A 25,028-nucleotide genomic window follows, 5' to 3' on the forward strand; every position below is an offset into this window, starting at 1 on the left:
TTTTGAATACTATTTCGCCCTTTTAGTATTTACAGCTTAACCATCATTATTTTGTTTACGGGTACACTGTTTTTTCCTTCGGGAGCTTCCTGGTGTACAGTAACAGTTTCAGTTGCGAGAATCCGCTGTTTTTTGACTTAATTAATGAGCCTGATATGGGTCTGGTCCGGAGAAAGAATGTCGCCTCTCTGTTTCATCTTCTTTATGTATTCCTCTGCATGTCCTCTATCTATGCCGTGCTCGCTTTCAGCCTCTGCGTAGACCTCTTCAAGAGGAGCTTTGGAACCCGGGTGTCTATCACTGACTTTTTTTATTATGTCTTTGAGGAGTTTTATTTTATTCCTCTGGCTCATGCTTGTACCCGAAGCAAGTATGTCTGCGTCAAGAGCTCCTGTTTCTGGATCGACTCCTACGTTTTTAAGGCAGTTCATTACTATTCTGATGGTCCGTTTTGCGTCCTCAAGGGTGACTATATTACTGAGGCGGACACGTGCACTGGCTTCGGAGAGGCGAACCAGTGCTTCGAGCTGCCTGGCTGTTACGGGCACGGGCGTATTCTTGCCTTCTCCGCTTCTCCTGAGGTCCGTATAAAAGTTAATAAGGTTATGTCTTGTATCTTCTTCCATTACCGGATAAACATTTTTTCGTGCAAATGCGATATACTTCCGCATAAATTCCGGTGCAATAACAGGCTCGATTATTTCCATTTCAGCATCAACAAATTCTTCAGAAATTGTAGACCCTGGAAGTTTTTGCCTCTGCTCGGAGAGTTCTCCCGCATAATGCGACTGCAGAATGTGGTTTGCTATCCTGCTGTCCAGGGAATGGTTTGGGGTATCGAGCAAAACGAAGATCAGGTCGAAACGAGAAAGCAGAGCCGGAGGCATATTTATTTGATCTGCAAGCCCTTCATACCGGTCAAAGCGGCCGTATTTCGGGTTTGCAGCTCCAAGAAGGGCACACCTGGACTTTAAAGTTGCAATAATCCCTGCTTTGGCTATGCTTATGGTCTGCTGTTCCATTGCCTCGTGGAGGGCACTCTTGTCCTCTGTCCTCATCTTGTCCATTTCGTCAACTGCAGCAACTCCCATATCAGCCATGACAAGTGCTCCGCCTTCTATCGTCCACCTGCCGTCGTTCATGTCGTCTTTTACGGCAGCCGCAGTCAAACCGCTCGCAGATGCGCTCCTCCCGGAAGCAAAGACGCCTCTTGGAGATAGTTTGACAACATAACGGAGAAGCTGGCTTTTTGCAATTCCGGGGTCACCTACAAGCATCATGTGGATATCTCCCCTCGTCCTCGAGCCGTCAGGAAGGTTCTTCACAACCCCTGAAAATAACTGGAGTGCAAGGGCTTCTTTGATATCCTCGTATCCGTAAATAGAGGGCGCAATGGAGCTTATGATTTTTTCATAAATTGCCGGGTCACGGGAAAGCTCAAGGATCTGTTCTTCTTCTTCGGCAGATATTTCAAGCTCATCATAATCTTTGTCCAGGCGCTCGATGGAATTCGCTTCCAGTATAAGGTCGTAGAAAGTGGATTTCCCATCCTTGAGGGTGCGCTGCCTTGACTTCAGGACTCCGTTGATTATAACACGGTCCCCCGGAGTAACATTCCCCGTGAGGTCATCTTCAGAGTCCACTTCCAGGCTCTGGGGCTGCGACCCTCCTTTCAGGTTTTCCGGGGACTCCTGGATCTGGAGTTTCTGGGCATCGATAAAAGTTGAATCTTCAATTGAAACCTTGAATGGCCCTTTCTTCCCGCAGGTCTCCTCTTCACATCCTGCAAAAGGCTCTTCGAACTTGAAACTGTTCTGCTCCACTATGGTCAGGTGCCCACATCTTAAACACTGGAAGGCAGCTTTTGTGATCCTTGGCCTGACCTCTGTTGCCTTTCTTATCATGCCCTCGATAGCAACAAAACGTGTGAGGTGTTTGCTTCTCAGTTCCCTGATAGGAATCCTGTTAGGAATTTTTATGACCCTTACATGGGCCTGCTCAAGGTTCTTTTCTACAGGCAGGTCAATTTCTTTCAGGGCGGCTTCAGCTGCGGATATAAGTTCTCCGGGATGCTCGAGAAATTCCCTTGAAAGATCCCTGTCAAATTTCTCTATATCCGTGAAATCAACTGCAAGGCTACGCTGGTCAGGGTATTCGTTTGCCAGCTGAAGGATTTCATTCCAGTAATAATCTTTAAAGAATCTCTTTAATTTCTCGTCCCATTTGCTTTCTGTTTCAGTCATAACATTCTCAAAAATTGGCTTTTATGAAAATTTCTATCTTTGATCAGGTTGTTCTTACATGAAAATGATTTTAAAAAAGTAAAAAAACGTATAAGATATAATAGGTTCTGATAAGACAGCTTATTATCATATGAACTTTTCTATGCTTCCCGGATCTTCTATTTTTTGCAGGTTTTCAGCCTCTGATGCAAGCCTCATTTTTCTCTCGCTTTTCCTTATTATGCCCCTGAGAGTCTGTACTTCTCTCGGAGTCAGCCCTGCCCTTCCGAATATCCTCCTCAGCATCAGGGAAGTTTTGTCTTTTTTGTGAGCCGGATAATCTATTTCTTCAAGCAGCTCGTCCAGATGCCCGTAAAGAAGCTGCAGGTCAAAGCCGTCTGCAAGAGGATTGCTTCCTCCTTCGAGTCCGGATAGCTCGTAAAGCACGATTGCAACGGCATGGGAAAGGTTCATAATCGGGTATATTTCCGAGGTTGGGACCGTAATAAGCATATCAAATCCTTTCAGTTCGTCATTGCTGAAGCCGTTGTCCTCACGCCCGAAAAGGAGTGCAATAGTGCCGCTGCATCCTTTAAGTTTTTCTCTGACCTCTTTTACAGTATAAAGAGGGAGGCGTATATGTTCTCCGGTTTTCAGGCTTGAGATTCCTGTAGTCCCTATAAGCAGGTCTGAACCTTTTACGGCTTCTTCAAGGGTTGAAACGATCCTTGCCCCTTCAAGCACGTCCCTGGCATGAGAAGACATTGCCCTTGCCTGCCCTTCAAGTTCGCAGGGGTTCATCAGGACAAGGTCGGAGTATCCGAAGTTTTTCATGGCTCTTGCAACAGATCCGACATTTCCCTGGTACATGGGTTCTACAAGCACTACTCGAATATTTAATGACAAATTTCTCAATCCTGAACGCATTTTTTAGAATTAGTTTTCAAGGGTAATTGCATCTGCCATGCAGACAGTCGTGCACATCCTGCACCCCAGACAGTAAGAAGGGTCCTTTACAACACAGACCTTTTTACCTTTTTTTTCTTCAATGGAGTAAACCCTCGGGCCTTTAGGGCATGCAGCCTTACATGCTCCGCAACCTGTACATTTTTCTTCATCAATATAAATTTTCATGCCGGTTATTTTCCATCCGGTTGTATTATTTCAAATATTTTATAATATTCTTGTTTTAATATATTTTGCTATCCTTTTCAGTATGATTTTCTATTTATTTCTTTATGATTCTTCATTAAAATATGAAGAGGTCTTATTCATTTCCCTTATATATTAGACTACGCTGTGAAATTTATCTGGAAGGGTTAAACTTAATGGCTAATTGAGGGATAAACATTTTAATTATTTTTCCAGATCTTTGTGTACACATACAATCTACATTTGGATTTGGCTAAGGATCAAAACGTCAAAAATGCTATTTTCGTGCAATATTTAAGTGAATTTTGTTGGAAAACACTATATGTAGTATTTAATATTGTGCATAAAGTATGTTAAAAAACGATAAAAGTAACAATCTATTATCTGATCTTTATATAGTTTTTGTGAAAACTCTCGACTAATTTTCATGCATTCATTCCAGATCTATATACAAATCTGTAACTATTTCTGCCAGCTGATTGTTTGAGAGCATGGACAGAAACTATATAATGAATAACTAAAAAATCACAAAGTGTGAATGTTATGCGGGGTTCAATACAGGTCTCAAACTCTACCGAACCCCACATACCCGAAGGCAAGAAATATGCTACTTCATGACTATTAAAGTTTGCTGATTCTTGCCTTTCCGTGAATATAAATAAGGTGGAAAGAAATGAAAGCAAGAAGCAGAATATTATCTAATACGAGTAAATTAACACGAACTATAATACTTATGGGAATTTTATTAATAAGTTCATGTTCTATTGCCTATGCAGAGACAAATGAACTCCCAGTAAGTATCAACGAACAAACATCTACAACCCTGAGTATAGATATGGCAAAAGAAATTGCAGCTTTTTATCTGGTAGAACTTTCTGGAACAATACCTGAGTTATCGGGATGGGAGAATGCAGTTGTTGAGCCTGACATTACATTTTATGACTTGGAAGGAAATATCACAGCATATTCCTTTGACGTGATGAAAAATAGCGAATATGATGGCTACATAATTACATCTGCCACGAAAGATAAATATCCAATCCTTGAATTCTCAAAGGGGCAACTCCCAACTAAAATCTCTACAATGGTCGAGAAATCAGAAAACGAAGTAGAAAACTATGCAAACAAAAATAAACTGAATGTTGAGGAAGGTGTGCCTGTCTATGAAGGTGCAACATTCTACTATACTCAATACAGTCTTCTAGATAGTAAAAACGGAAATAAAAAGAAAGTTGTTGTAGATCTCGTTACATCAAATATCGAGTGTGCTGAAAATGTTTCTAACACCAGCAAAGATAAAGTAAAAACTGTTAAAGTAGAAACTGTTAACAGTGATGAAATCGAAGAAGCATGGAATTATTTAGAAGACCAAGTGGTAGAGGAAAGTGATGAGATAGGAACAGTATCAAGTACAGAAAGTACTTACTCAACTCAAGCGGTTGGTTATTATAAAAAAATATCTGGTGTTCCTTATTATCTCGCGCTTACTTATGGCTGCGCTCCAACTGCGGGTGGTATGGTTCTGGGGTATTGGGACGGGAATGGATATCCAAACTTTCCAACTGGTAACACACTAATGTCGGAGTTAGCAACAGCGATGGGAACTTATAACTATAGTACATCCGTGTCCAAAATTGATGATGGTATAAATACAGTTTGTGATAATCATGGATATTCGAACTTTAATTCTGTAAATGACTATACCTTGACTAAATCTGAACTCATGTCAGAAATTAATACCACTAGACCATTTGTCTTGAGTATGCAAGGCGGCGGGGTTGGAAGCGGACATACTGGTGCATATAAAAACCATTCTGTTACATGTGTAGGTTATGGTATCTCGGGTACAACTGTTTATGCTTACCTTCATGATGGATGGGATTCAAGTGAACATTACATTACTTTTGGAAATTGGAACAGTTCAACAGCAACATGGGTGAGACCTTAATCACCCATTTATTTTTGAAAGAAGAGATAATTATGCCACTTAAAAAAATCAATATAAAACTAACATTCGTCTTATTGTTAATTTTTTTTGCTTCAATGCTATATATTTTCAATACAAATGGTAATTGCATATATCCCCAAAAATCTTTTGAAAATATTAACAATAGCTCGATAAATATTGATGTACATTCGGGAGATTCAATACAACAGGCAATAGACAATGTTTGTTCCGGTGGTACTGTTACTGTTTACTCGGGATTATATAAAGAAAATTTGGCTATCGATAAACCTCTGAGTATAATCTCGAAGGAAAGGAAGCATGAAAACGCGATAATTCAGGCTGCAGACCCAGAGAGAGATGTATTTAAGATTACTGCAAACAACGTAACGGTTAGTGGCTTTAATATAACTGGATCACAGAATAAATCTGGCATCTATTGTAGTGGGTCTGGTTGTAACATAACTGGAAATAAATTAAGTTATAATATGTATGGCATTTACATTAATAATTCAAACAGAAATACTCAAGATAATAATGAAATAAATGACAACTTTTTTGGAATTTATTTAAACAATTCTACTAATAACCAAGTAAGTAACAATAATTTCTCCTGTTTTGGACTAATTGCCAAATTAGATAATGGAGGAGGAGGAATAGGAGGAATTTGTTTAGAAGATTCAAATAATAACAGGTTAATAAATAATACTATATTAAAATACTGGGAGGGTATAAACCTTACTAATTCTTCTAACAATGAGCTAAATAATAACTCGATTCTGGATAACTATTTCAGCCTCAGTCTTATTAATTCAAATAATAATAAAGTTCTTAATAACATTATTGTAAAAGGTGGATATTCGTTTTCAGTTATAATTTATCATTCTCAAAATAACACATTGCAAGGTAACACTGGAGGTTTAAATACTGAAATTAAAGTAACCTATGGTTTTAACAGCACAAACAATACATTAGAAGGCGAAATAGATAATGCAGACGAACCAATAACTCCTAAAATTGGATCCGAAGATTTTTGGGTTTAAACAATAATTACTTAGTCTGCCAGTCGCAACGAGTGACGTGGTACACTTCCACCGGAAAAAACATATTTTCGCTGTGCCCCCAGCTGGCAGGCTGAAAAATGGGCTAGTCTGCCATAACCTGCCAGAAATCTCGAACTTCTTCACAGCTCATCCAAGCAGTCCTCACTCCGTCCTGTCAAATCCTCCCAATTTGTCTAGATCATCAAGCCAGCAAGTTGAAACCCATTTTCAAGTCTATATTCGGGACTCGGTACGACAGCCAGATCATAATTCTATGATGGCAATCGATTAAGATAGTCAGATGGTATTTATATAACTCAGGATAGAGCCAAATTCATGCGAGAATATACATTGGGCAAAAATTAGGATTTGCTGAGCGAGTGAGAAAACAGGTAGACATCCACGTCCTGCGTAGCGCCGGAGAGATCACATTTTACAGGGATGACTTGATCATTGGAGCTTTAAGCCCCACAAATATGCGCGAAATCGTGTACTTGCGGGTTTGTGGATGGATGCCGGTGCACAGATGGGCGAATCTGAATTATGCTGATCAAGTCGAAACCTGCGCAATTACTGAAGGGACTGATATGCAGAGATCACAGAATCAAACTTACTGTCCCTATTGATGCTCAATCCTGGGCAGATTTTAAACTGTTACGCCGTAAAAATTGTATTAAGTTAAGAAAGAGAACAATTTATATTGTTTTGAGCATATATTTCTCTGATCTGGTGTCCTCTTTATGGGTCCAGAAGTTTTATTCCTCTAATCCGGAAGGGTGCCGGATTATCGAGGTTCTTCGGTTATGTAAGGGGTCTAATTTCCTGGGGCTAAAACAGGTTTCCATATCCGTTTATTCGCGGGTTAAAGTTTGTTCGGGAACTCAGCCTGTTCATCAACTCAGTTTTTGCTCCGATGTCCGGATATAGGGCTCAGGCTAGCCGATAATTAGATCCTTAAACAAACTTGAACTATTAACATGGAGAGTGTAAAAGCATGACAAAAGAATATGTTAAGGGGGACCTTCCTGAGAAGGCTGCAATTTTACAGAGAGATGGGAAAACTTATGCTATTGCTCCGCATATTCCCGGAGGGATTGTGTATCCCGAAACCCTGAGAAAGCTGGCAGACATTGCAGAGAAATATGGGGCTGCAGCTCTCAAAGTTACTTCAGCACAGAGGATTGCAGTTGTTGGACTTAAGGAAGAAGACCTGGATTCAGCCTGGGGTGAACTCGGCATGAAACCCGGTGCAGCTATCGGGCTCTGCGTCAGGAGCGTCAAGATCTGTCCCGGAACTACTTTCTGCAAGAGGGGAAAACAGGACTCTGTCGGGCTTGGTTTGAAACTTGATGAAAAGTACCATGGTATGCAGCTTCCTTCCAAATTCAAGATGGGTGTTTCAGGATGTCAAAATTCCTGTTCCGAAACGATCATAAAAGACGTAGGAATTGTGGGTACTGCAAAGGGTTTTAATGTAAGCGTAGGAGGAAATGCAGGTCCACGCCCGAGACTCGGAGAAGTTGTGGCAAAAGATCTTTCCGAAGAAGAAGTTCTTGATCTTGTCGACAGGATAATCAACTTCTATAAAGGATATGGAAAATCTAAACGGATTGGCGCAATGATAGATGAAATAGGAATTGAGAAATTCAAAGAAGGAGTAGGGCTGTAAACAGCCCTATATAACAGCCCTATATATTACTGGACAGTGGTCAAATCGGTTCATATGAGTCGATCTCAAATAGCTGTTCTAATCAGTCCTATCTAGCAAGTAATTTTAAATGAAAGCTGGATAGTTATGGTGAAAGCTGGGTAGTTGCGTACAAAAGCTGGGGTAGTTCTATTTTAGAAAAGAACTCTGTTCTCAAGCGGCATACGAAAGTTTTATCTGAATTCTTTTTCTCCAGCTTTTTTTCACTCTGTTATTCAAATTTCTTAATGCACCTTCTTTTTTTCTGAATTCTCTGAGCTTTCTAATGCTGATTTTTTCTATTTTTCGTCAGGAAGAGTTTCAATAAATAGATTTATAATTCTTGTATTATAATTTTATCATTATTTTTCCAGTTTTCTTTTTATTTTCCTTTCAAATGGCTTTAATGCTACCCTGTTTTCGTGGCTCTTGCGAGCTTTTCGATGTATTGTGTTATAAAGATAACGTTTAAATATAATAGATACAAAGACTAACAGACTATTCAAACCTTATACAGACAGTCGCTACGGTTCTCGACATGTCTTTGCTATTGTTGATATTCTGTAATCAATAATAATTCTAAAGCAGTATCAGTTCTCAGTTTTTACCCATATATAGGAGGAATAAACTATTAGCAGTGAGATGGCATACTTCTCTGGACTCTCGGACGCACTTCGTCTTACGTTTGTCCAGATAATGATACTCAGCGCTATAGCTGTTGTAATTTTTTTATACGGTATGATCGGTAATTTCCAGAAATGGGGGGCAGGAGTGACAGGTTACGCTCTCGAACCTCCAACAGGAAAGAAAGGAAGCGCTATCAGGTTCTTAAAAACCTGGTGGGCACAGGTCAGAGCAGAATCTCATCACCATGGAAAGCCCATTTTAGAGGTTCTAATCCTTGACATCTTTTTCCAGAGAAGAATCCTTAAAAGAAGCCCTCTTCGCTGGTTCATGCACTTTACTATCTTTGCAGGCTGGATGTCCCTTTTCGCTCTGTCAGGACTGATGTTTGCAGTCGAAATGACCGAAAAGATCGGAATTGAACTTCCGTTTACTCCTGCCGAATTTAGAGAGATGCTATCTCTTCCGAACTACATATTCGGCTATATTCTGCTTATAGGAGTCATGATTGCAGTAGTAAGAAGGCTCTTTGTTTCTGAAGTCAGGGAAGCTTCCATTATGTATGACTGGGTTCTGCTTGGAGGAGTTTTCATAGTCACCATCTCCGGCTTTATCGCCGACGGTATCAGAACCGGAATCATCTGGGGCTTCGGACTCGATCCCGTAACAGCACCTCCGGCAGCTCTCTTCCACTCTGTGATCTCCCTGCTCTTCTGTATCGCATATATCCCATACAGCAAGTATATACATGTAATCGCCACCCCGCTTGCAATCCTTGCAAATAAGGGAGGAGAATAAAATGGCAAAAAAAACTCCATCAATAGACACCAAAAACCTTACAGCAGTCCAGCTCATGGAGCTCGACTCCTGCACCCGCTGTGGTGAATGTGTAAAATGGTGTCCAACTTATGCAGCTTCCGGCCAGAAGCCCGGGTTAGCACCCAGGGATAAGATCCTGCGCTGGAGGCAGTTCATGAACAAATCCTACGGGATTAAAGCAAAACTCTTCGGTCCGACTGAAATCCCCCAGTCTGAACTTGAAGAATTTAAAGATGACGTGCACGGCTGTACCACCTGTGGTATCTGTGCAACCGTATGTGAATCAGGCATTAACACTGTTGAACTCTGGGAAGCCCTCAGGACAAACCTTGTAAAGAAAGGGATAGGTCCTTTTGGGAAGCAGAACATGTTCCCGAAACTTATCGGGCAGTACCATAACCCTTACATGAAGGACCAGAAGGACAGGCTTAACTGGGTTCCCCCAGACGTGAAAATTGAAGACAAAGCAGACATCGTATATTTCACTGGCTGTACTGCAGGGTACAATCAGCTTGCTTTAGCCTATGCAACCTCACGCGTGCTCAACAAGCTTGGCGTTAAGTTTGCCATGCTTGGGGAAGAAGAATGGTGCTGCGGCTCAGCCCTTATCAGGACAGGTCAGGTGCACATCGATGACGTGCCACGTCAACTTGCAAGGCATAATGTCGAGGCGATCAAGAAAAAGGGTGCCAAAAAAGTTCTTTACGCCTGTGCAGGCTGCTTCCGTGCCTCCAAGGTTGACTGGCCGAGGCTTCTCGGAGAAGAACTGCCGTTTGAGGTTGTCCACGTTGCAGAGTTCCTCGCGGACCTGATCAAGCAGGACAAAATTAAATGGGAAAAGTCCATCAACAAGACAGTCACTTACCATGACCCCTGCCACCTTGGCCGCCATGTAGGTGTTTTTGATGCACCCAGATATGTGCTTTCACACATTCCTGGCGTCAAGTTTGTCGAAATGGACAGGGTAAAAGAATTCCAGCGCTGCTGTGGAGCTGGCGGTGGTGTGAAGGCAGGTATCCCTGATCTCGCTCTGGGAGTCGCAGAATCAAGGGTTAAGGATGCCGTTGCAACCGATGCAGATATCCTTTCCAGCTGCTGCCCATTCTGTAAGAGAAATCTGATGGACGGCCGTGACTCACTCAAAGTTGACATGGTTGTCGAGGACGTCATAGAGCTCGTTGCAGAAGCTCTCGGACTTGAGACTAAATAAGTGAAAGAGGTAAAGGCTGATTTCAGTCCTTTATCTTCACTCTTCATATTTTTGCTATTTTTATTTTTCAGAAAAACTTAAATACAGATATTACCCTCCCCTGAACATGCATATTCCCTACGAATTTCTCGGAAAAGTATTGATATTCCTGTTACTTTTCGCTCTTGCAGGTACCGTACTTGCCCTTCTTATCGGAGCTTATTCTTTTAAAAAACAAAGAATCATTTTCCCGGGATTCGTATTATTCACACTTTATCTCTTCTATTCCCCTTCAAAATGGATCTGCAGAGTTTTCCGGATAAGGGATACCCTTGTGGATGATATCCTTATTGATGTAAGAAACGCTGTTATGTGCGATGATTTTATTCGTGTCAAAGGCAGGAAAATCCTGCTTCTTCCTCAGTGCCTGCGCCACCCCAATTGTAAGGCAAGATGTGATCCTATCCACGGTTACGAGTGCAAAAGGTGCGGTCTCTGTGATATCGCAAAACTCTGCGATGCGGCTGACAGATGTAATTTTAAGGTTTTTGTGGTTCCGGGCGGTAGCTTTGTTAAAAAGATTTTTAAAGAATATAATCCAAAAGCCTGTCTCGGAGTTGCCTGTTACAACGAGCTTTCTGAGAATATGCAAGCAGCCTCTTTTGTCCCTGTTCAGGGTGTACTTCTTCTCAAAGACGGATGCTTCAATACCGAGGCAAATGTTGAAGAGATAATTCAAAAAATGGAGATGTGCAATGTATAATCTTATAGGTAAGGTTCTTCTTATTATTGTTGTTATCTCATTCGTTCTTTCAGGCGTGGCCCTGCTGGTCAGCCGAAGGAGCCTTACTCGTAGTGTTTTTCTGGCAGGCTTTTATGCAGATGTACTTGACTTTTTTTATTTGCCTCTAAGGCAGATTTTTCTCAAATTTTCAGATACCCGTGTCCTGGACAAATGGATGTCTTCCTTGAAAAACAGGGCTCATAAATCTGCTTTTGCTAAAACGAAAAAAAGGGTCATTCTTGCTCCTCACTGCATGCGCAGCCTTGACTGCCCTGCTTACTCCACACAGACAGGGATCCAGTGCAAGTTATGTGGAAAGTGCGTTTTTACCCGTTTAAAGAAAGACGCTGAAAAATACGGATATAAGGTTTTCATCGTGACAGGCTCTTCATTTGTTAAAAATATCCTGAAAATGGAATCTGCAGATGGTGTCCTGCTCATCGCCTGCGATTACGAAATTAATAAAGTCATGCGCGCCCTTAAAGACAAAAAAGTGGTTACCTATGGAGTTCCTATGGAGAGAGACGGCTGTTTCGGAACAGAGGTGAATTACCAGAATGTGCTTAAAGTGTTTGAGGAATTTAATACGAACTGATTTTTTTAACTTTTTGTTTTAATCCTGTTTTTATTATTCTTCTTTTTTAGTATTTAGACTCATGCTCTGAACCTGATTGTCATCAATAAATTAATTTCTATATAAGGTATAGCTAAAAAGAAATAAATATAAATATTTGAGAACTCCAGTCTCTGCAGGTGTTTGGATGGACAAAGAAATTAATATTTTAGGAGGAGGAATAAGCGGCCTCGCCTGTGCAATAATCCTCCGTAATAATGGCTATAAAGTTAATATTTATGAAAAGGGCAGTTATGTTGGTAAAAGATTCAACGACGATTGGCAGGGGTTAGAAAACTGGTCTGAAAAAATCGATGTCCTGAAACAGATAGAATCATATGGCATCGATTTGTCTTTTGATTATGAGCCTATTTCGGAATTATCTGTGCATTATTCGGATAAAATGAAAACTGCCAGTGTAAAAAACGGATGTTATCTGGTAAGGAGGGGAAGCAAAGAAGGCTGCCTGGATAAAGCTTTACTTGAACAGGCTGAAAAATTGGGGGCGAAAATTCACTTTAATTACAGGCAGGACAGGAAAATGACTGCTAAAGTGAATGCAACCGGTCCCAAAAAGGCAACTGCCTATGTAAGGGGAATCAAATTCAATACCAGATCCGAGATCGGCTATCATATGGCTTTTGGACAGGATATAGCCAGAGGGTTTTACTCTTATCTCTTGACCAAAAATGGGCACGGAACGATTGCAACCGTTTATGAGCGCAGGAGTACCCATCGTTCGGAAGAGTTCCTTCAAAACACAGTCAACTATTTTTCGGATTTTCTTGATAAAAAAGAAGTTGCTGCCGGAAAAAAATTTGGTGGTTATGGACAGTTTGAAATAAAAAACAATTATTATGATGAGAACGGGGCAATGCTCATCGGAGAAGCAGGAGGATTTCAGGACTATCTCTGGGGATTCGGAATGAGATACGCTTTTCAGAGCGCGAATCTTGCTGCAAGAAGCATAATGCATAACGAATCATATAACGACCTGGTAGAGGAACATTTAATTAATAAAATGAAGCATTCAAACAGAAATAGACGAATTTCCGAAATTGCGGGCCCTCTGGCGTATCCTCTGCAGTATTATATGTTTACATTAAGTAAGAATCCTCTTAAAATTTTGAATATTCTTTGCAGATGATTATAAATTATGGTACTGGAAATCAAATTCATGTAGTGTGTGACAGCATATCTCCAGAATTTGCCCTGTTTCAGGGGGGTCAGCATGACTATCTGGTTCAGTATTCTCCATATCCTCTTTTGCTAATTTCAGGACCTTCTCTTCACACACCATCATGTAACCGAGGGAAAACCGGTACTCTCTTTTATAAAAAAGTAAGCTTTCAGGGATGGCAGTTTCTTCTGAAGAAAAGTTTTATCAGGTTTTTTCCTGATTTTTTCTTTTCCCTTATCTTTTTATTTTTCCACGCCAATCTACTTTGTGAGGTATATCGTCCGTTTGATGCTGTCTATGAATGGCATGCTTCTCATCTTTAAGCACAGGTGTTCTGGATATGTATGATCTCATTATAGTAGGTGGAGGGCCTTCGGGAGCTTCTGCTGGAAGAGTAGCCGGAAAAGCAGGAATTTCAACTCTCCTGATTGAAAAAGAAAGTTTCCCAAGGTATAAGCCCTGCGGAGGAGCTCTATCTCCTTACGCGCTTTCGTGCCTGGATTTTAAACTCCCTGAATATTTGGTCGAAAGGGATATTTCAAGGATAAGGGTTCATTTCAGGGAGCTCTGCACTGAAATGCAAAAAGATTATTCAATATCTTTGCTGGTCTCAAGAAAAGCTTTTGACAATTTCCTGCTTGATAAAGCAAGAGAAACCGGCATTGACATTCATTCTGGGGAAAAAGTGCTTGATTGTGAGGAAGGAGAAGAGTGTGTTGAGGTTAGAACTTCTCAGAACACTTACCTTGCAAAGTTTGTCCTTATTGCGGAAGGATCTGAAGGCGTGCTTAAATACAGTGTCAGGAAGCGTAAAGACCGGAGAACGGAATATGATCTTGCCCTTGTTTCCGAAATTCCTGAAAGGGATAAAGTAATAAGAAAGCGTTTTCCAAATGTGATAGATATGCATTTCGGAATCGCATCCGGAGGGTATGGCTGGATTTTTCCCCATTCCGAACACTATTCTGTGGGAATCGTGGGAACAGCCGAGTATCTTAAGCACCCGAAGGCTGTTATGCAGGACTTTTTACAGGTAAATGGCTTTTCAGGAGATTTTCGGGTTCATTCTCACATTATCCCGGTTGGAGGAATTAAAAGAAAAACCATAAGTTCAAGGATTCTTCTGAGCGGGGATGCAGCAGGTTTTGTGGACGCCTTCATAGGGGAAGGCATCTCATATGCTATTCGCTCAGGGCAGCTTGCAGCGGAAAAAGTAGCCGAAATCGTACTTTATAACCGGAAACTGAGCGACCTTAAAGAGTATGAAACCAGCTGCAGGCAAGAGTTCGGTAATTTCCTCTCCAGTTCCCTTAAACTTGAAAAAGCCATGCACCGTTTCCCTGAGACTTCTTTCAGGCTTGCTCTCAGCAGGAAGGAAATTATTGATAAATACCTGGAGGAGGTTGTAATAAATAGAAGCCACAAAGATTATGTCAGGTGGTTGCTGCTCAATTTCAGCTTTTCTGAACCTGCATCTAAAATAAAGTCCATTAAGTATAAAAATCAGTAATTTAGAGGATTAAATCAAAAATTAATTAAAAATTAATTAAAATTAATTAAAAATTAATTAAAAAACAGGTTGAATGATAACTTTTGAAAAAAGAATGATAACTTTTGAAAAAAACATGAGCATAAAAAGGATATTGAGTGCGAGTGAGGCGTGTAAGCTCCCTTCTGTTACTGCAAAGCTTTCTTGCACCCAGCAGTGTAAGAAACGGTCCCTGAGGACTCTTGCAGCGACGGCATTCGGCTAAGCGTTACCAAAACCAACCGGGACGATTCCGGACTGCTCGTACTTCCCGATTTCCAACTTGCACCCACGAGGATTCGCCGTTTCATCCACTCTCCCTGCGACCTCAGCTTATGGCATCATCGCACTTGCAGGGGATGGTTATCGTTTCTGTGCCAGGGCCCGGGCTCTCGCCCGACATCCTTTACAGATGTTCGTGTGTCCGGAGCGGTGGGGAGACTTTCCTCAGACCTGAAGGTCCGGAAGCCGTCCAGCCTCTCTCGCATGTTGTTGATTTCTGGCTCTATCTATTTTTTAAACCTATATATATTTATGGGATGATATTTCTACAGGTAAAAATGAACTTAAATGAACTCCCGATAAGAGTTTTTTGTCAACTGCCAATTAATTTTTCTGCCAGTTTCGGTCTTTTAAGCTCTGGATCGGACGGGGTCATTTCTTTCATCTGTTCTATATCATTCCTGTGTGCCGGATATGTTCCCAAATATTAATATATAAGTATTATAATCGTGAAATAATATGTATTTCACATCCTCGAGAATTCTTTGAAATAAGTTCTCGTAAGCCTAAAAAGATTCGTTAGTTTAATATCTGACTATAACTATCATTTTTGTGTTCATTTCCACGCTTATTTTTAAGAGGTAAAACATGAGTGATTATCTATTTGATTTGTATACTGGTTATGTCCGTTTTAGAAATCCTATTGCACTTGCTCCAATGGCAGGAATTGCAGACAGTGCTTTTGCCAACCAGTATGCAGGCGATGCCGGGCTGGTAGTGCTTGGAGCCTTCAACCTTGATAAAGGGTCGATGGAAGTTGCATCAAAACTCGTAGCCCGGGGAAGGAAAGAGTTCATTTCCGATGAACCTCTGGAGCTTATAAAACAGGAAATTCGGGCGGTAAACTCAGGAAGTGCTGTTGCGGTAAATGTGAGGAGCACTACCCTTGAGCCCCTGATTGAAGCTGCAAAACTTGTAAAGGAAGAAGGCGCAATTCTTGAATTAAATGCCCACTGCAAACAGCCTGAAATGCTTGAATCCGGCATAGGAGAAGCTCTTTTGCATGACCTCCCGAGGCTCTCTGCCTGGATAAAGGCAATAAAAGAGACCGGAGTTGTTCTCTCCGTAAAGGTAAGGGCAAACGTGGTAAATGACGTCGAACTTGCCAGGCTTATTGATAAGGCAGGAGCTGATATTATCCATGTTGACGCCATGCTTGAAGGCTTTGGAGCCGACCTTGATGCAATTTCAAATTACAGGGACGCTACAAGGCTCTTTCTTATAGGCAACAACTCGATCACTGATTTTGCCGCTGCAAAGGAGATGTTCTCCCGGGGAGCCGACATGGTATCCGTTGCAAGGGGAGCCATGGAGAATTCAGACCTGATAAAGGAACTTGTAGAAAGTATCACTTCTTATCAGCAGTCAATAGGCTGGTATAATGCTCCCAAACACGTTTGCAGTGAAGGGGACTTCAGAGGACTGGCTTTCTGCTGCCTTCCGGTAAAACCCTGTCCTGTGCACGCGAAATTCAAAAAGCTGGGATATACCGCAGAAGAATTCGCCCGCACAAAACTGGAATTTGCCAGGGGCACAATGCTTGAATTCGGAGAGGACACCTGTTTCGGGAGCCTGGTCTGGTGCTGCAAGATTACAAAGCCCTGCTGGATCAGGGACGGTGTGCTGAACACTATAGACCTCTCTGACGCAGAATACATGAAGCTTAAAGAGAAGCTGGCAAAACATATCCTTGACAATGCCAGGATTCCGGTAAATGAATCCAGATAAAACTGTTTTCTCCTGCCATAACCCTGAATGGAGGGGAGAACGCCCTGCCCCAAGCCTGATCGCACGCTGTGCACAGCTTGCCATGCTGCTTGAGGTATCAGCTTCCCCTAAACCGGGAAACGTTGACAGGGAACATAATTATCCAGACACCTGTTTTGAACATTTTGTTGCCTCTTCAGTTGCCGTATATCCTGTCTTTGAGCTTGCCGCAAAAAGCACGGGACGGATAGGACAGCTTCTCAGAAGTGCAGTTTATGAAAGTTCTGCCTGGCAGCAGGGAGGAAACACTCATTTCGGGGCTTTTTTACTCCTGATCCCCCTGGCAATGGCTGCAGGTGAAATTTCTAGAGAACAGGGAGAGCAACCCGGTTGTGGAAAAACATTTTTCCGGATCGAGGCAGAGGAATTTGAGAACCTTGCTTCCCATGCCCATGCTTTTGTCCGGGAAACGGACTGTGAAGATGCTGTTGAGTTCTACAGGGCTTTCGGGCATGCAGGGGTAAGGGTAAACAGCGTTGAAGAATTTGACCTTGAAGACCCTGAAGCAACTTCCGACCTCAGGAATCAGAATATTACCCTTTACTCCCTTATGGAAATTGCAAAGGGCTATGACCTGATCGCAAATGAATGGACATCAGGTTTCGGGCGCTGCCTTGAAGGAGCAAAAATCATTCTTGATTTCATGGATGCACGGAACTGCCGGGAAGAAGCTCTGGCAGGAGGCTCGGTTTCCATATGTTCGGGCACAGGGATCAATGAGGCTGTGGTATACACTTTCCTTAAACTGCTTTCAAAACACAGGGACACCTTTATCCAGACCAAATTTGACGCCGAAACTGCAGATTACGTTTCTTCCAGAGCAGGTGAGGTTCTTTCAGGCTGGGAAATTTCAGGGAAAAAAGCAGGAGATTTTGCTTTTATTCTTCCCAGAATACAGGAATTTGATTCCGAGCTTCTGGATAAAAGGATCAACCCGGGTTCTACGGCAGATATCATTATTGCAGCACTTTTTATTGCCCTTCTTGGAGGCCTGAGATTTTGATCGGGTTCCTGTCTGATCGCCAGGGGTTTGAAAAACAGTATCATGATATTGACCTCCCGTCTTTCGGGATCAGGGAGGGAATTTCCGAGATCATCGCAAGCACCGGATTTGAGCACCCCAATGCTGCTCCCATAGGCATAGTTATGAAGGGCGAAAGACCTTTTGTACGCCTTTTCAAAGGCAGCCACACCTGGGAAAACGTCCTTAAAGAGAGGTGCCTCGCATCAAACGTTGTCTACGACCCCATTCTCTTTGTACGCTCGACCTTCTCCGACCTTGTGCCTTCCGAATTTGAATATGTTGATGCAGGCGAGTTTAAATTTCCTGTCCTCAAAGAAGCCATTGCCTGGGTCGTTTTTGAGTGCATTAATCTTAGAAACACTGACCAGTCCCTTGTTGCTGATCTTGTTCCCCTTAACGCTGGCTTTAATGAGCGCAACATAAAGGAGCTCCCGGTACCCAACAGAGGGTTCAATGCCGTGCTCGAGGCTACAGTCCATGCAACCCGTTACCAGTTGACCGGTGAAAAAAAATATCTTAAATTGATCCGGCACTATGAGTCCCTGGCTTCCAAATGTGGAGGAGATGCTGAAAAAAAAGCTATGAAACTGATTTATGAAGCTCTCGGACTTTAATTTTTCTTTTACTTTCAGGATGTCTTCTTTTAGAAAATTATATCATCTCCCTCAGGCATGATTCATTTTCATGAGCTTTCAGAGAATTGCATGGGGTATCACAGGTGCAGGTCATTTCCTTGACCGCAGTTATCAGGTTTTTAAAGAACTTAAACTCAGGAACCCCGAACTTTCCGTAAACACATACGTTTCCAGGGCAGCCGAAGAAGTGCTCAGGATGTACGGGCTTGAGCAAAAGCTTGTAAAAATCTCGGGAGGAGACTACCTTGAAGAGATTTTCCGGGAAAGCGAGCAGGGTTCAAGTTCCCCCAAAGTAGGGCGTTTTGCTCTTGACAGGTATGACGCCCTTTTCGTTACGCCTGCAACTTCAAACACAGTCTCGAAAATCGCCTACGGAATTGCCGATTCCCTTGTAACCAATGCTGTCTCCCAGGCTGTCAAAGGGAGAGTCCCGGTATTTGTTGTACCTGTGGACATCGAAGGCTCGATTATATCCGAAATGCCTTACAACATTGACAGAAAGCAGTGCAAACACTGCGAAACCTGCCCACCTCGGGAAAACTGCCCACATGAAGCAATCAGCGAGAAAAACGGCGTCACGGACCAGATAGATCTGCTTAAATGCAAAGGCTGCGGGATCTGCAAAGAACTCTGCCCCTATAATGCTATAAAAGGTGGACCTGTTGAAGTCCTTGTCAGGGACGTGGACATGCGAAATGTTGAGATTGTAAAAAGCCTGCAGGGGATCACCGTACTTGAAAGCCCCGAAGCCATTCTGGAGCTTTTTTAAATCCGGAATTTTAGCCTGCTTTCTTTTCCTTTTTCCCTTTTTCCTTTCAGGAAATATTATTTTTCTAATCCAGGCGCGTAAGAGCAATTCAGGATAATTAATTAGTTGCACGGTCAGAATTTGCCTGAACTTATGCAGGGTCATGAAATCTACTTAGCGATTCTTTATCGATTATCTATTGATCATTTATCGATTATTATTCGATTAAAATCTATTATTCGATTATTTTCAGCTGCCCATTTTCAAGCACTCCATAGCTGTCAGACATAAAGCGGATAACTGCCTCATCATGGGAAATCAGGAGGTAGCCTGTGTTTTTTTCAGCCTGAACCCTTTTAAGCATATGGAGGATCTGTGCCTGCACCGAGACATCAAGGGCAGAAGTAGGTTCGTCAAGGATGATATATTCCGGGTTGAGGAGAAGAATCCTACCCAGGGCAAGGCGCTGGAGCTGTCCACCCGAAAGCTGGATGGGGTAACGGGAAAGCACTTCATCAGGGAGGCCTGTGGTTACAAGCATCTCTTCTATCTTTGAGGCATATCCGGCTTCTGGGACTCTGAGGAGTTTAAGCACTTCAGAAATTGCCTGCTCTATCTTTTTCCTCGGGTTGAAAGCATCTGCAGGATCCTGAAACATTATCTGGACTTTACGGCGGAAGGCTGCATTTTCGATTTTTTTCATTTCGGTAAGCCCGTGGTCATCATAATATACGGAGCCTGATGTGGGTCTCTCAATGCCGGCAATGACCCGTCCCAGAGTGCTTTTTCCTTCTCCGGACGCTCCCATAAGCCCGAAAGTTTCACCTTGCCTGATTTCAAGCGAGACCTCATGGAAAATACATTTTCCCGTGCTCAGAAAGCTGGCTCCGTATGTTTTTGAAAGCCGGTCCGCTCTCAGGGGTATAGGAAACACCTCACAGCTCTTCCGTTTGTTTCTATAATCTCCGGTTGGTTTTCAATACAGCATCTTTTCCTCAGAGGACAGCGCGGGTGGAACCTGCAGCCTGAAGGGAGCCTGCTGAGGGGAGGGGAAAATCCGGGTATGGGGATAAAGCCCTTCTCTGGCAGGCTATTCAGGAGACCTTTTGTGTAGGGGTGCAGAGGTTCTTCGAAAATCCCTGAAGAGTCTGCAATTTCAACAATCTCTCCTGCATACATCACTGCAACCCTGTCTGCAAGGTTTCGCACGAAACCAAGGTCATGGCTTATAAGGAGCAGGGCAGTTTTCTTTTCTTCTTTCAATCTCTTAAGCCCGGCTTCAAGTTCGGATAAGCAACTTCTGTCAAGCCCTTTTCCAGGCTCATCTGCTATAAGGAGCGCAGGGTCAAGGATAGTTGAAGCTGCAATCAAAAATCGCTGGTTCATTCCCCCTGAGCACCATGAAGGGTAATAATTGATTATCTCGCCGGTATTTGCAAAACCCATATTTTTAAGGGCTTCTGCTGCCCTGGAGAGGGCTTTCTTTTTCTTTTCCTTCCTGTGCAGGCGCAGGGGTTCTGCAAGCTGATGCCCTATGGAATACACGGGATTGAGGGCAAGGGAGGGGTTCTGGAAAATTATCCCGATTTCTTTTCCCCTTATCTCTGTCATCTCTTTTTCACTCAACCCGAGCAGGTTTCTTCCCCTTAATTCCACAGTCCCTTTCACTCCGGACTCGGGGGGCAAAAGGCGCATAATTGCATGTGCAGCTACGGATTTACCGCACCCGGTTTCTCCAACCAGAGCCAGTGTTTCTCTTTCCCCAATCGAAAAAGAGATCCCTGAAAGGGCAGTTACGGTTTTTATCCCCAAAAATGAGACCTGGAGGTTCTTTACTTCAAGCAGCTTATCTCTGGTGGGAGACTTCATACAGCATCCTCTCCGCCTGCTGCATATTCCTCTTTTTTAGTTTCGATCCCGAACCCTATGAGTGCAATAGATATTACGCAGAGGGTTATGCAGATTCCCGGAGGCAAATACCACCACCACATGTCCCTGATAAAACCTCCTCTGGAAAAAGCAAAAGAAAGCATTGTCCCCCAGCTTTTCATGCTTACATCGCTGAGCCCGAGAAAAGAAAGAGAGGCTTCCGAAATCATTGCCGAGGCTGTTGCCAGCATGAATTTGGGCAGCAGGACATGGTAGAGGTTGGGCAAAATATCCGAGAACATAATGTGCTGTGAAGAAAAACCCATGCATCTGGCACTTTTAACATAGCCTGTTTCCCTTAACTGGAGGGTTTTTGATCTGGTAACTCTGGCAGTGGATTCCCAGGATAGGAGGCCGAGCACGGGGACAAGGATCCAGATGCTGGGCTGCAGGTACGCTCCCAGGACTATGATAAGGGGAATTTTCGGGATAATAAGGACAATATCTGTAAAACCCATTAGCAGCTCATCAACAGCCCCCCTGAAATAGCCTGAACAGAGCCCGAGGATGGTCCCTATCAGGGTTGAGACAAGGGCGGCTGCAAATCCCACTGTCAGTGAGACCTTTGCCCCGTACACAAGTTCTGAGAGGATATCGTTTCCTATGTCGTTCGTCCCGAGAAGGTGCTGTCCTGAAGGTTCTTCGTAAGGCGTGAAGCGGTCATAAGGGGCGTAAGGGGCAAGCAGGGAAGGAAACAATGCCATAAACAGGAATAAGGCAAAGAGAAAAATTCCTCCATAATTCAGTTGTCCCAAAAAACTTCCCTGCTTTCTGTAATAATTAAATGGGGGTTTTAAAGGGAGTTTTAAAATAAAATCCGAATTTTCAAGCTGTTTTTCAGGATGCTCTTCAGTACAGGCTTCTGTTATACAGGAGCTTTCGCTATGGGCAGCTTCCAGGCTCATGCAGGTCTCCTGACTCTGGGGTCGATTAAAGCATAGAGCAGGTCAGCAAGCATGTTTGCAAGCAGGGCTGTGAGGGAGATTACCAGAAAAGCCCCCTGGAGAAGGGGATAATCTTTTCCCATTATTGCGCCGTAAATAAGGGTTCCCATGCCGTTTAACGAAAAAATTATTTCTATAAACAGCGCTCCGCTGAATAGAAACCCAAAGTCGAGCGCGAGAAGGGTAATGATAGGGAGTGAGGAATTTTTCAATACGTGCCTGAAGAGTACGCCGGTATCATTCAGGCCTTTTGCCCTGGCATAGAGAGCGTAAAGCTCTTTCTTTTCCTGGATCACACTTCCGCGCATGACCAGAAAATTTCTGGATGCCGAAAAAACAGACATCACACAGATTGGCAGGAAAAGGTGATGAAGTATGCTCCCTATTTCCGGGGCGTCATAAAACCCTTTTGAAGGAAAAAGTCCCAGCCTGAAAGAAAAAATATAGAGGGAAAGAAGGGCAAGAAAATACGGAGGGGTGCAGGAAAAAACAATAAATGCAAGACCTGTAACACGGCTTGTTCTCTTTTCCGGCTTCCACCCTGCAAGAGCTCCGAGCAGGCTTCCTGCAAAGGCTCCGATAATTACAGACGACCCTACAAACAGCAGGGTCCATCCAATCCTGTCAAGGAGGATCTCTGCAACAGGAGCATGGAGGTGGTAAGAATACCCCAGGTCAAGGTGCAGGATGTCTGAAACGAAGGATGCAAACTGCTCGTAAAGAGGCCTGTCAAGCCCGAGTTCTGCCCTCAGCTCTTCCATCACCTGTTCGGACACATATACATCTTCTCCTATGAGGTTTTTCACCGGATCCCCGGGCATGAGCCTGGGAAGGGTAAAGTTGATGATGATTATGAGCGCGAGTGAAGCAAGATACCGGGTCCCTTTTCCTGTTATCCCTGACATTGGTCTTATTTCTTATTTTATTTCCTGCACTATTTTGCCGTACTTTCTACTTCTTTTTCTACCTTTTTAACTTCCAGGATTTCTTTTTCAGAATTTTTTTGATACCTCCAGTTATGTTTTATGCATCTATTTTTGTCACATTTACAAAGTTATCAAGGTTATAAATGCCGTAAAGGGGATCGGTATACCAGCCCTCAATGTGCCTGTTATACGGGGTAACAACACTGTTCCAGTAGAGAGGAACTGCCGGCAGGTTTTCTGCATAGTAGTCCTGAATTTCATATGCATAGGCCTGAAGCTCTTCGGGATCCGTGGTTGCGAGGACATCATCGCAGAGCTTCAGGAATTCGGTGTCATCCAGGTTATGCATAACTCCCTGCCCTGTCCTTCTGGAATCAAAGTAGCCGCTTCCCCAGCTCGCGTGCATTAACATGCCCCAGGGGGTGGAGCGGGTTACTGTCATGTCATACTCGTAATTATCCTTGAGTGTCATCCAGGTATCGGAATCCGCAGTCCTCAGGTCTGAAGCAAGGCCCACATGTTCGAAGTATTCTTCAAGAAGTTCGCCTGTACGGGCATACTCCGGCCGGATAAGGATTTCAAGCTTGATGTCTTTCCCGTCTTTTCCTTCAAGTATCCCGTTTCCATTACTATCCTTATATCCTGCTTTTTCCAGAGTTTTTCTGGCTTTTTCAGGGCTGTACTCAAGTTTTTCGGTTTCCTTGAAGTTTTCCATGGCAGGTGGCACAAAACCGCGGTTAGGTACTTCCCCGTGACCCAGAATCTCAAGGTTTACGATCTCTTCATAATTTATTGCATAAGCCAGAGCTTCTCTGAATTCCGGGTCCGAAAAAGGTGCTTTTTCCAGATTGAATGCAAGGAAAACAAGGCCTATATCCGTCTTTTCGATAAAGTCGAAATTTCCAGTTCCTTCAAGCTGCTCGATTCCGGAATAGGGGTATGAACCTGCATATTTGTAATAGGTGTCAACCTCGCCGTTTTTAAGGGAAAGGGTAGCAACGTCAGCGCTTGAGTAAAAATGGACCTCCACAGTTTCGAATTCCGGAGCTTTTCCTTTCCAGTAAGGGTTTTTCTCAAAAACAAGCTTCCCGGCATTGAGGTCTATCTGTTTGAGGTAATAAGGCCCGCAGCCTGTGTAAGGGCCGTTATTCGTGTATTCCATCGGGTTTTCAATTGTTTCCCAGACATGGGCAGGGAGAATATTGTAGGTGGCAAATTCCAGGTCGATGCGGGTGTAAGGCTTGTTAAATTTGAAGGTTACTGAGTTGTTTGCGTCCGAAACAGCCGAGCTTTCAAGAGTATCGTTTATCCAGCTTGCCCAGGGAGTCTTTTTTCCGTAGTACCTGATTGAAAAGTCAACGTCTTCCGGAGTCACAGGTTCTCCGTCGCTCCAGTAGAGGTTATTTTTAAGGTAAAATGTCCAGCAGGTGTTATTTTCCGAGACTTCATAATTTTCGACAAGCTGGCCTGTAAGTTTCCCACCTGAGTCCATTTTCATGAGAGGAGGGTTTGAGAGATGGGCAAAAACTCCGAGATTTGAGTCCCCTATAAAGGACGTGGATTTTACCATTCCCGGAGTTGCAATTTTCAGGACTGCTTTTTCGGAATCTGCCGACTGCTGAATATCTGAGATTGCTGCTTCGGAAACTGCTCCGGAGCCCTGAATATTTTCTTCTCCCAGCAGCCCTTTTATATATGTCATAATTCTGTCCATAATTCCGTCGTTTGAGGGAGTAATGCTTTCTCCTGAATTTTCAGGCTCTGCTGCTCCTGCCAGGTGTATGACCGAACAAAAAACAAGCATGAGTGCGGTAAATATCAACCAGCTTTTTAACCCTCTCTTTAATTGCAATCCTCTGAAACCTTTACTCTTTTTCATCATGCTGCCTCTTCCTGTTTCGACTTTTCTCCTTGATTTCACAGATGGCGCCAGAGGTTCGGTTACTTTGAAAAGATTTCTACTCCACTTATTTTTTCCCGGTTTTTC

21 protein-coding genes and 1 other RNA gene are annotated in these 25,028 nt (G+C 43.1%); 13 read left to right on the forward strand and 9 right to left on the reverse strand.

From position 1 onward, the window contains the following. Nucleotides 1–137 precede the first annotated feature (137 nt). The 3 genes from M886_RS06595 to M886_RS06605 form a co-directional block, all read right to left on the reverse strand. The gene (locus tag M886_RS06595) at nt 138–2,243 is read right to left on the reverse strand and encodes a minichromosome maintenance protein MCM (protein ID WP_048040749.1); all 2,106 of its coding nucleotides are present in this window, start codon (nt 2,241–2,243) and stop codon (nt 138–140) included. Between the two features lie 126 nt (nt 2,244–2,369). Next, a complete protein-coding gene (locus M886_RS06600) occupies nt 2,370–3,128 on the reverse strand; it encodes an RNA methyltransferase (protein ID WP_048040753.1) in 759 nt (252 codons plus the stop codon). Nucleotides 3,129–3,158: 30 nt separating this feature from the next. Then, nucleotides 3,159–3,356, reverse strand: a complete 198-nt coding sequence (locus M886_RS06605; RefSeq protein WP_011033773.1) for a 4Fe-4S dicluster domain-containing protein — start codon at nt 3,354–3,356, stop codon at nt 3,159–3,161. 691 nt (nt 3,357–4,047) lie between these two features. Between M886_RS06605 and M886_RS17710 the strand changes: the two genes are divergently transcribed. The 9 genes from M886_RS17710 (at nt 4,048) to M886_RS06645 (ending at nt 14,768) form a co-directional block, all read left to right on the forward strand. Further along, a complete protein-coding gene (locus M886_RS17710; protein WP_080943206.1) occupies nt 4,048–5,322 on the forward strand; it encodes a C39 family peptidase in 1,275 nt (424 codons plus the stop codon). 14 nt (nt 5,323–5,336) lie between these two features. Beyond that, nucleotides 5,337–6,362 carry a right-handed parallel beta-helix repeat-containing protein gene (locus tag M886_RS06610; RefSeq protein ID WP_235203888.1) on the forward strand — a complete coding sequence of 342 codons (1,026 nt, stop codon included), beginning with the start codon at nt 5,337–5,339 and terminating at the stop codon, nt 6,360–6,362. 994 nt (nt 6,363–7,356) lie between these two features. Further along, nucleotides 7,357–8,031, forward strand: coding sequence for an NAD(P)/FAD-dependent oxidoreductase (locus M886_RS06615; RefSeq protein ID WP_048050904.1), 675 nt, complete (start codon nt 7,357–7,359; stop codon nt 8,029–8,031). Between the two features lie 660 nt (nt 8,032–8,691). Then, nucleotides 8,692–9,471 carry a dihydromethanophenazine:CoB--CoM heterodisulfide reductase subunit HdrE gene (gene hdrE, locus M886_RS06620; RefSeq protein ID WP_048037877.1) on the forward strand — a complete coding sequence of 260 codons (780 nt, stop codon included), beginning with the start codon at nt 8,692–8,694 and terminating at the stop codon, nt 9,469–9,471. A 1-nt stretch (nt 9,472) separates the two neighbouring features. Further along, nucleotides 9,473–10,702, forward strand: a complete 1,230-nt coding sequence (gene hdrD / locus M886_RS06625; RefSeq protein ID WP_048050905.1) for a dihydromethanophenazine:CoB--CoM heterodisulfide reductase subunit HdrD — start codon at nt 9,473–9,475, stop codon at nt 10,700–10,702. A 106-nt stretch (nt 10,703–10,808) separates the two neighbouring features. After that, complete coding sequence (locus M886_RS06630) at nt 10,809–11,444, forward strand: DUF116 domain-containing protein (RefSeq protein ID WP_015412126.1); 636 nt, start codon at nt 10,809–10,811, stop codon at nt 11,442–11,444. Next, nucleotides 11,437–12,060, forward strand: coding sequence for a DUF116 domain-containing protein (locus M886_RS06635; protein ID WP_015412127.1), 624 nt, complete (start codon nt 11,437–11,439; stop codon nt 12,058–12,060). The genes M886_RS06630 and M886_RS06635 overlap by 8 nt, the downstream gene beginning before the upstream one ends. A gap of 166 nt (nt 12,061–12,226) precedes the next feature. Next, nucleotides 12,227–13,225, forward strand: coding sequence for an NAD(P)/FAD-dependent oxidoreductase (locus M886_RS06640; protein WP_011033782.1), 999 nt, complete (start codon nt 12,227–12,229; stop codon nt 13,223–13,225). Between the two features lie 373 nt (nt 13,226–13,598). Next, nucleotides 13,599–14,768, forward strand: coding sequence for a geranylgeranyl reductase family protein (locus M886_RS06645; RefSeq protein ID WP_048036594.1), 1,170 nt, complete (start codon nt 13,599–13,601; stop codon nt 14,766–14,768). Nucleotides 14,769–14,909: 141 nt separating this feature from the next. Here the strand turns inward: M886_RS06645 and rnpB are convergent. Further along, nucleotides 14,910–15,270: RNase P RNA component (gene rnpB / locus M886_RS17570), an RNA gene on the reverse strand. 386 nt (nt 15,271–15,656) lie between these two features. Here rnpB and M886_RS06655 point away from each other — a divergent pair. The 4 genes from M886_RS06655 (at nt 15,657) to M886_RS06670 (ending at nt 19,263) form a co-directional block, all read left to right on the forward strand. Further along, on the forward strand, nt 15,657–16,796 hold the full coding sequence (locus M886_RS06655; protein WP_048050906.1) for a methanogenesis marker 9 domain-containing protein: 1,140 nt from the start codon (nt 15,657–15,659) through the stop codon (nt 16,794–16,796). After that, nucleotides 16,783–17,838, forward strand: coding sequence for a triphosphoribosyl-dephospho-CoA synthase (locus M886_RS06660; RefSeq protein WP_048037873.1), 1,056 nt, complete (start codon nt 16,783–16,785; stop codon nt 17,836–17,838). The genes M886_RS06655 and M886_RS06660 overlap by 14 nt, the downstream gene beginning before the upstream one ends. Further along, nucleotides 17,835–18,473, forward strand: a complete 639-nt coding sequence (locus M886_RS06665; RefSeq protein WP_048037872.1) for a DUF447 domain-containing protein — start codon at nt 17,835–17,837, stop codon at nt 18,471–18,473. Before M886_RS06660 ends, M886_RS06665 begins: the two co-directional genes overlap by 4 nt. A 70-nt stretch (nt 18,474–18,543) precedes the next feature. After that, the gene (locus tag M886_RS06670) at nt 18,544–19,263 is read left to right on the forward strand and encodes a dihydromethanopterin reductase (acceptor) (protein WP_011033789.1); all 720 of its coding nucleotides are present in this window, start codon (nt 18,544–18,546) and stop codon (nt 19,261–19,263) included. 214 nt (nt 19,264–19,477) lie between these two features. Here the strand turns inward: M886_RS06670 and M886_RS06675 are convergent, their stop codons facing one another. The 5 genes from M886_RS06675 to M886_RS06695 all read right to left on the reverse strand — a co-directional run bounded on the left by M886_RS06675 (nt 19,478) and on the right by M886_RS06695 (nt 24,962). Then, nucleotides 19,478–20,176 carry an ABC transporter ATP-binding protein gene (locus M886_RS06675; RefSeq protein ID WP_048050907.1) on the reverse strand — a complete coding sequence of 233 codons (699 nt, stop codon included), beginning with the start codon at nt 20,174–20,176 and terminating at the stop codon, nt 19,478–19,480. After that, nucleotides 20,158–21,111 (reverse strand): ABC transporter ATP-binding protein, encoded by a 954-nt coding sequence (locus M886_RS06680; protein WP_011033791.1) that lies wholly within the window; start codon nt 21,109–21,111, stop codon nt 20,158–20,160. The genes M886_RS06675 and M886_RS06680 overlap by 19 nt, the downstream gene beginning before the upstream one ends. Further along, nucleotides 21,108–22,076, reverse strand: coding sequence for an ABC transporter permease (locus M886_RS06685; RefSeq protein WP_011033792.1), 969 nt, complete (start codon nt 22,074–22,076; stop codon nt 21,108–21,110). Before M886_RS06685 ends, M886_RS06680 begins: the two co-directional genes overlap by 4 nt. Further along, nucleotides 22,073–23,020 carry an ABC transporter permease gene (locus M886_RS06690; protein ID WP_048037867.1) on the reverse strand — a complete coding sequence of 316 codons (948 nt, stop codon included), beginning with the start codon at nt 23,018–23,020 and terminating at the stop codon, nt 22,073–22,075. The genes M886_RS06685 and M886_RS06690 overlap by 4 nt, the downstream gene beginning before the upstream one ends. Before the next feature lie 118 nt (nt 23,021–23,138). After that, nucleotides 23,139–24,962, reverse strand: a complete 1,824-nt coding sequence (locus M886_RS06695) for an ABC transporter substrate-binding protein (protein ID WP_230670512.1) — start codon at nt 24,960–24,962, stop codon at nt 23,139–23,141. Nucleotides 24,963–25,028: the final 66 nt, after the last annotated feature.

It is taken from the genome of Methanosarcina soligelidi (assembly GCF_000744315.1).
Classification (GTDB): domain Archaea; phylum Halobacteriota; class Methanosarcinia; order Methanosarcinales; family Methanosarcinaceae; genus Methanosarcina; species Methanosarcina mazei.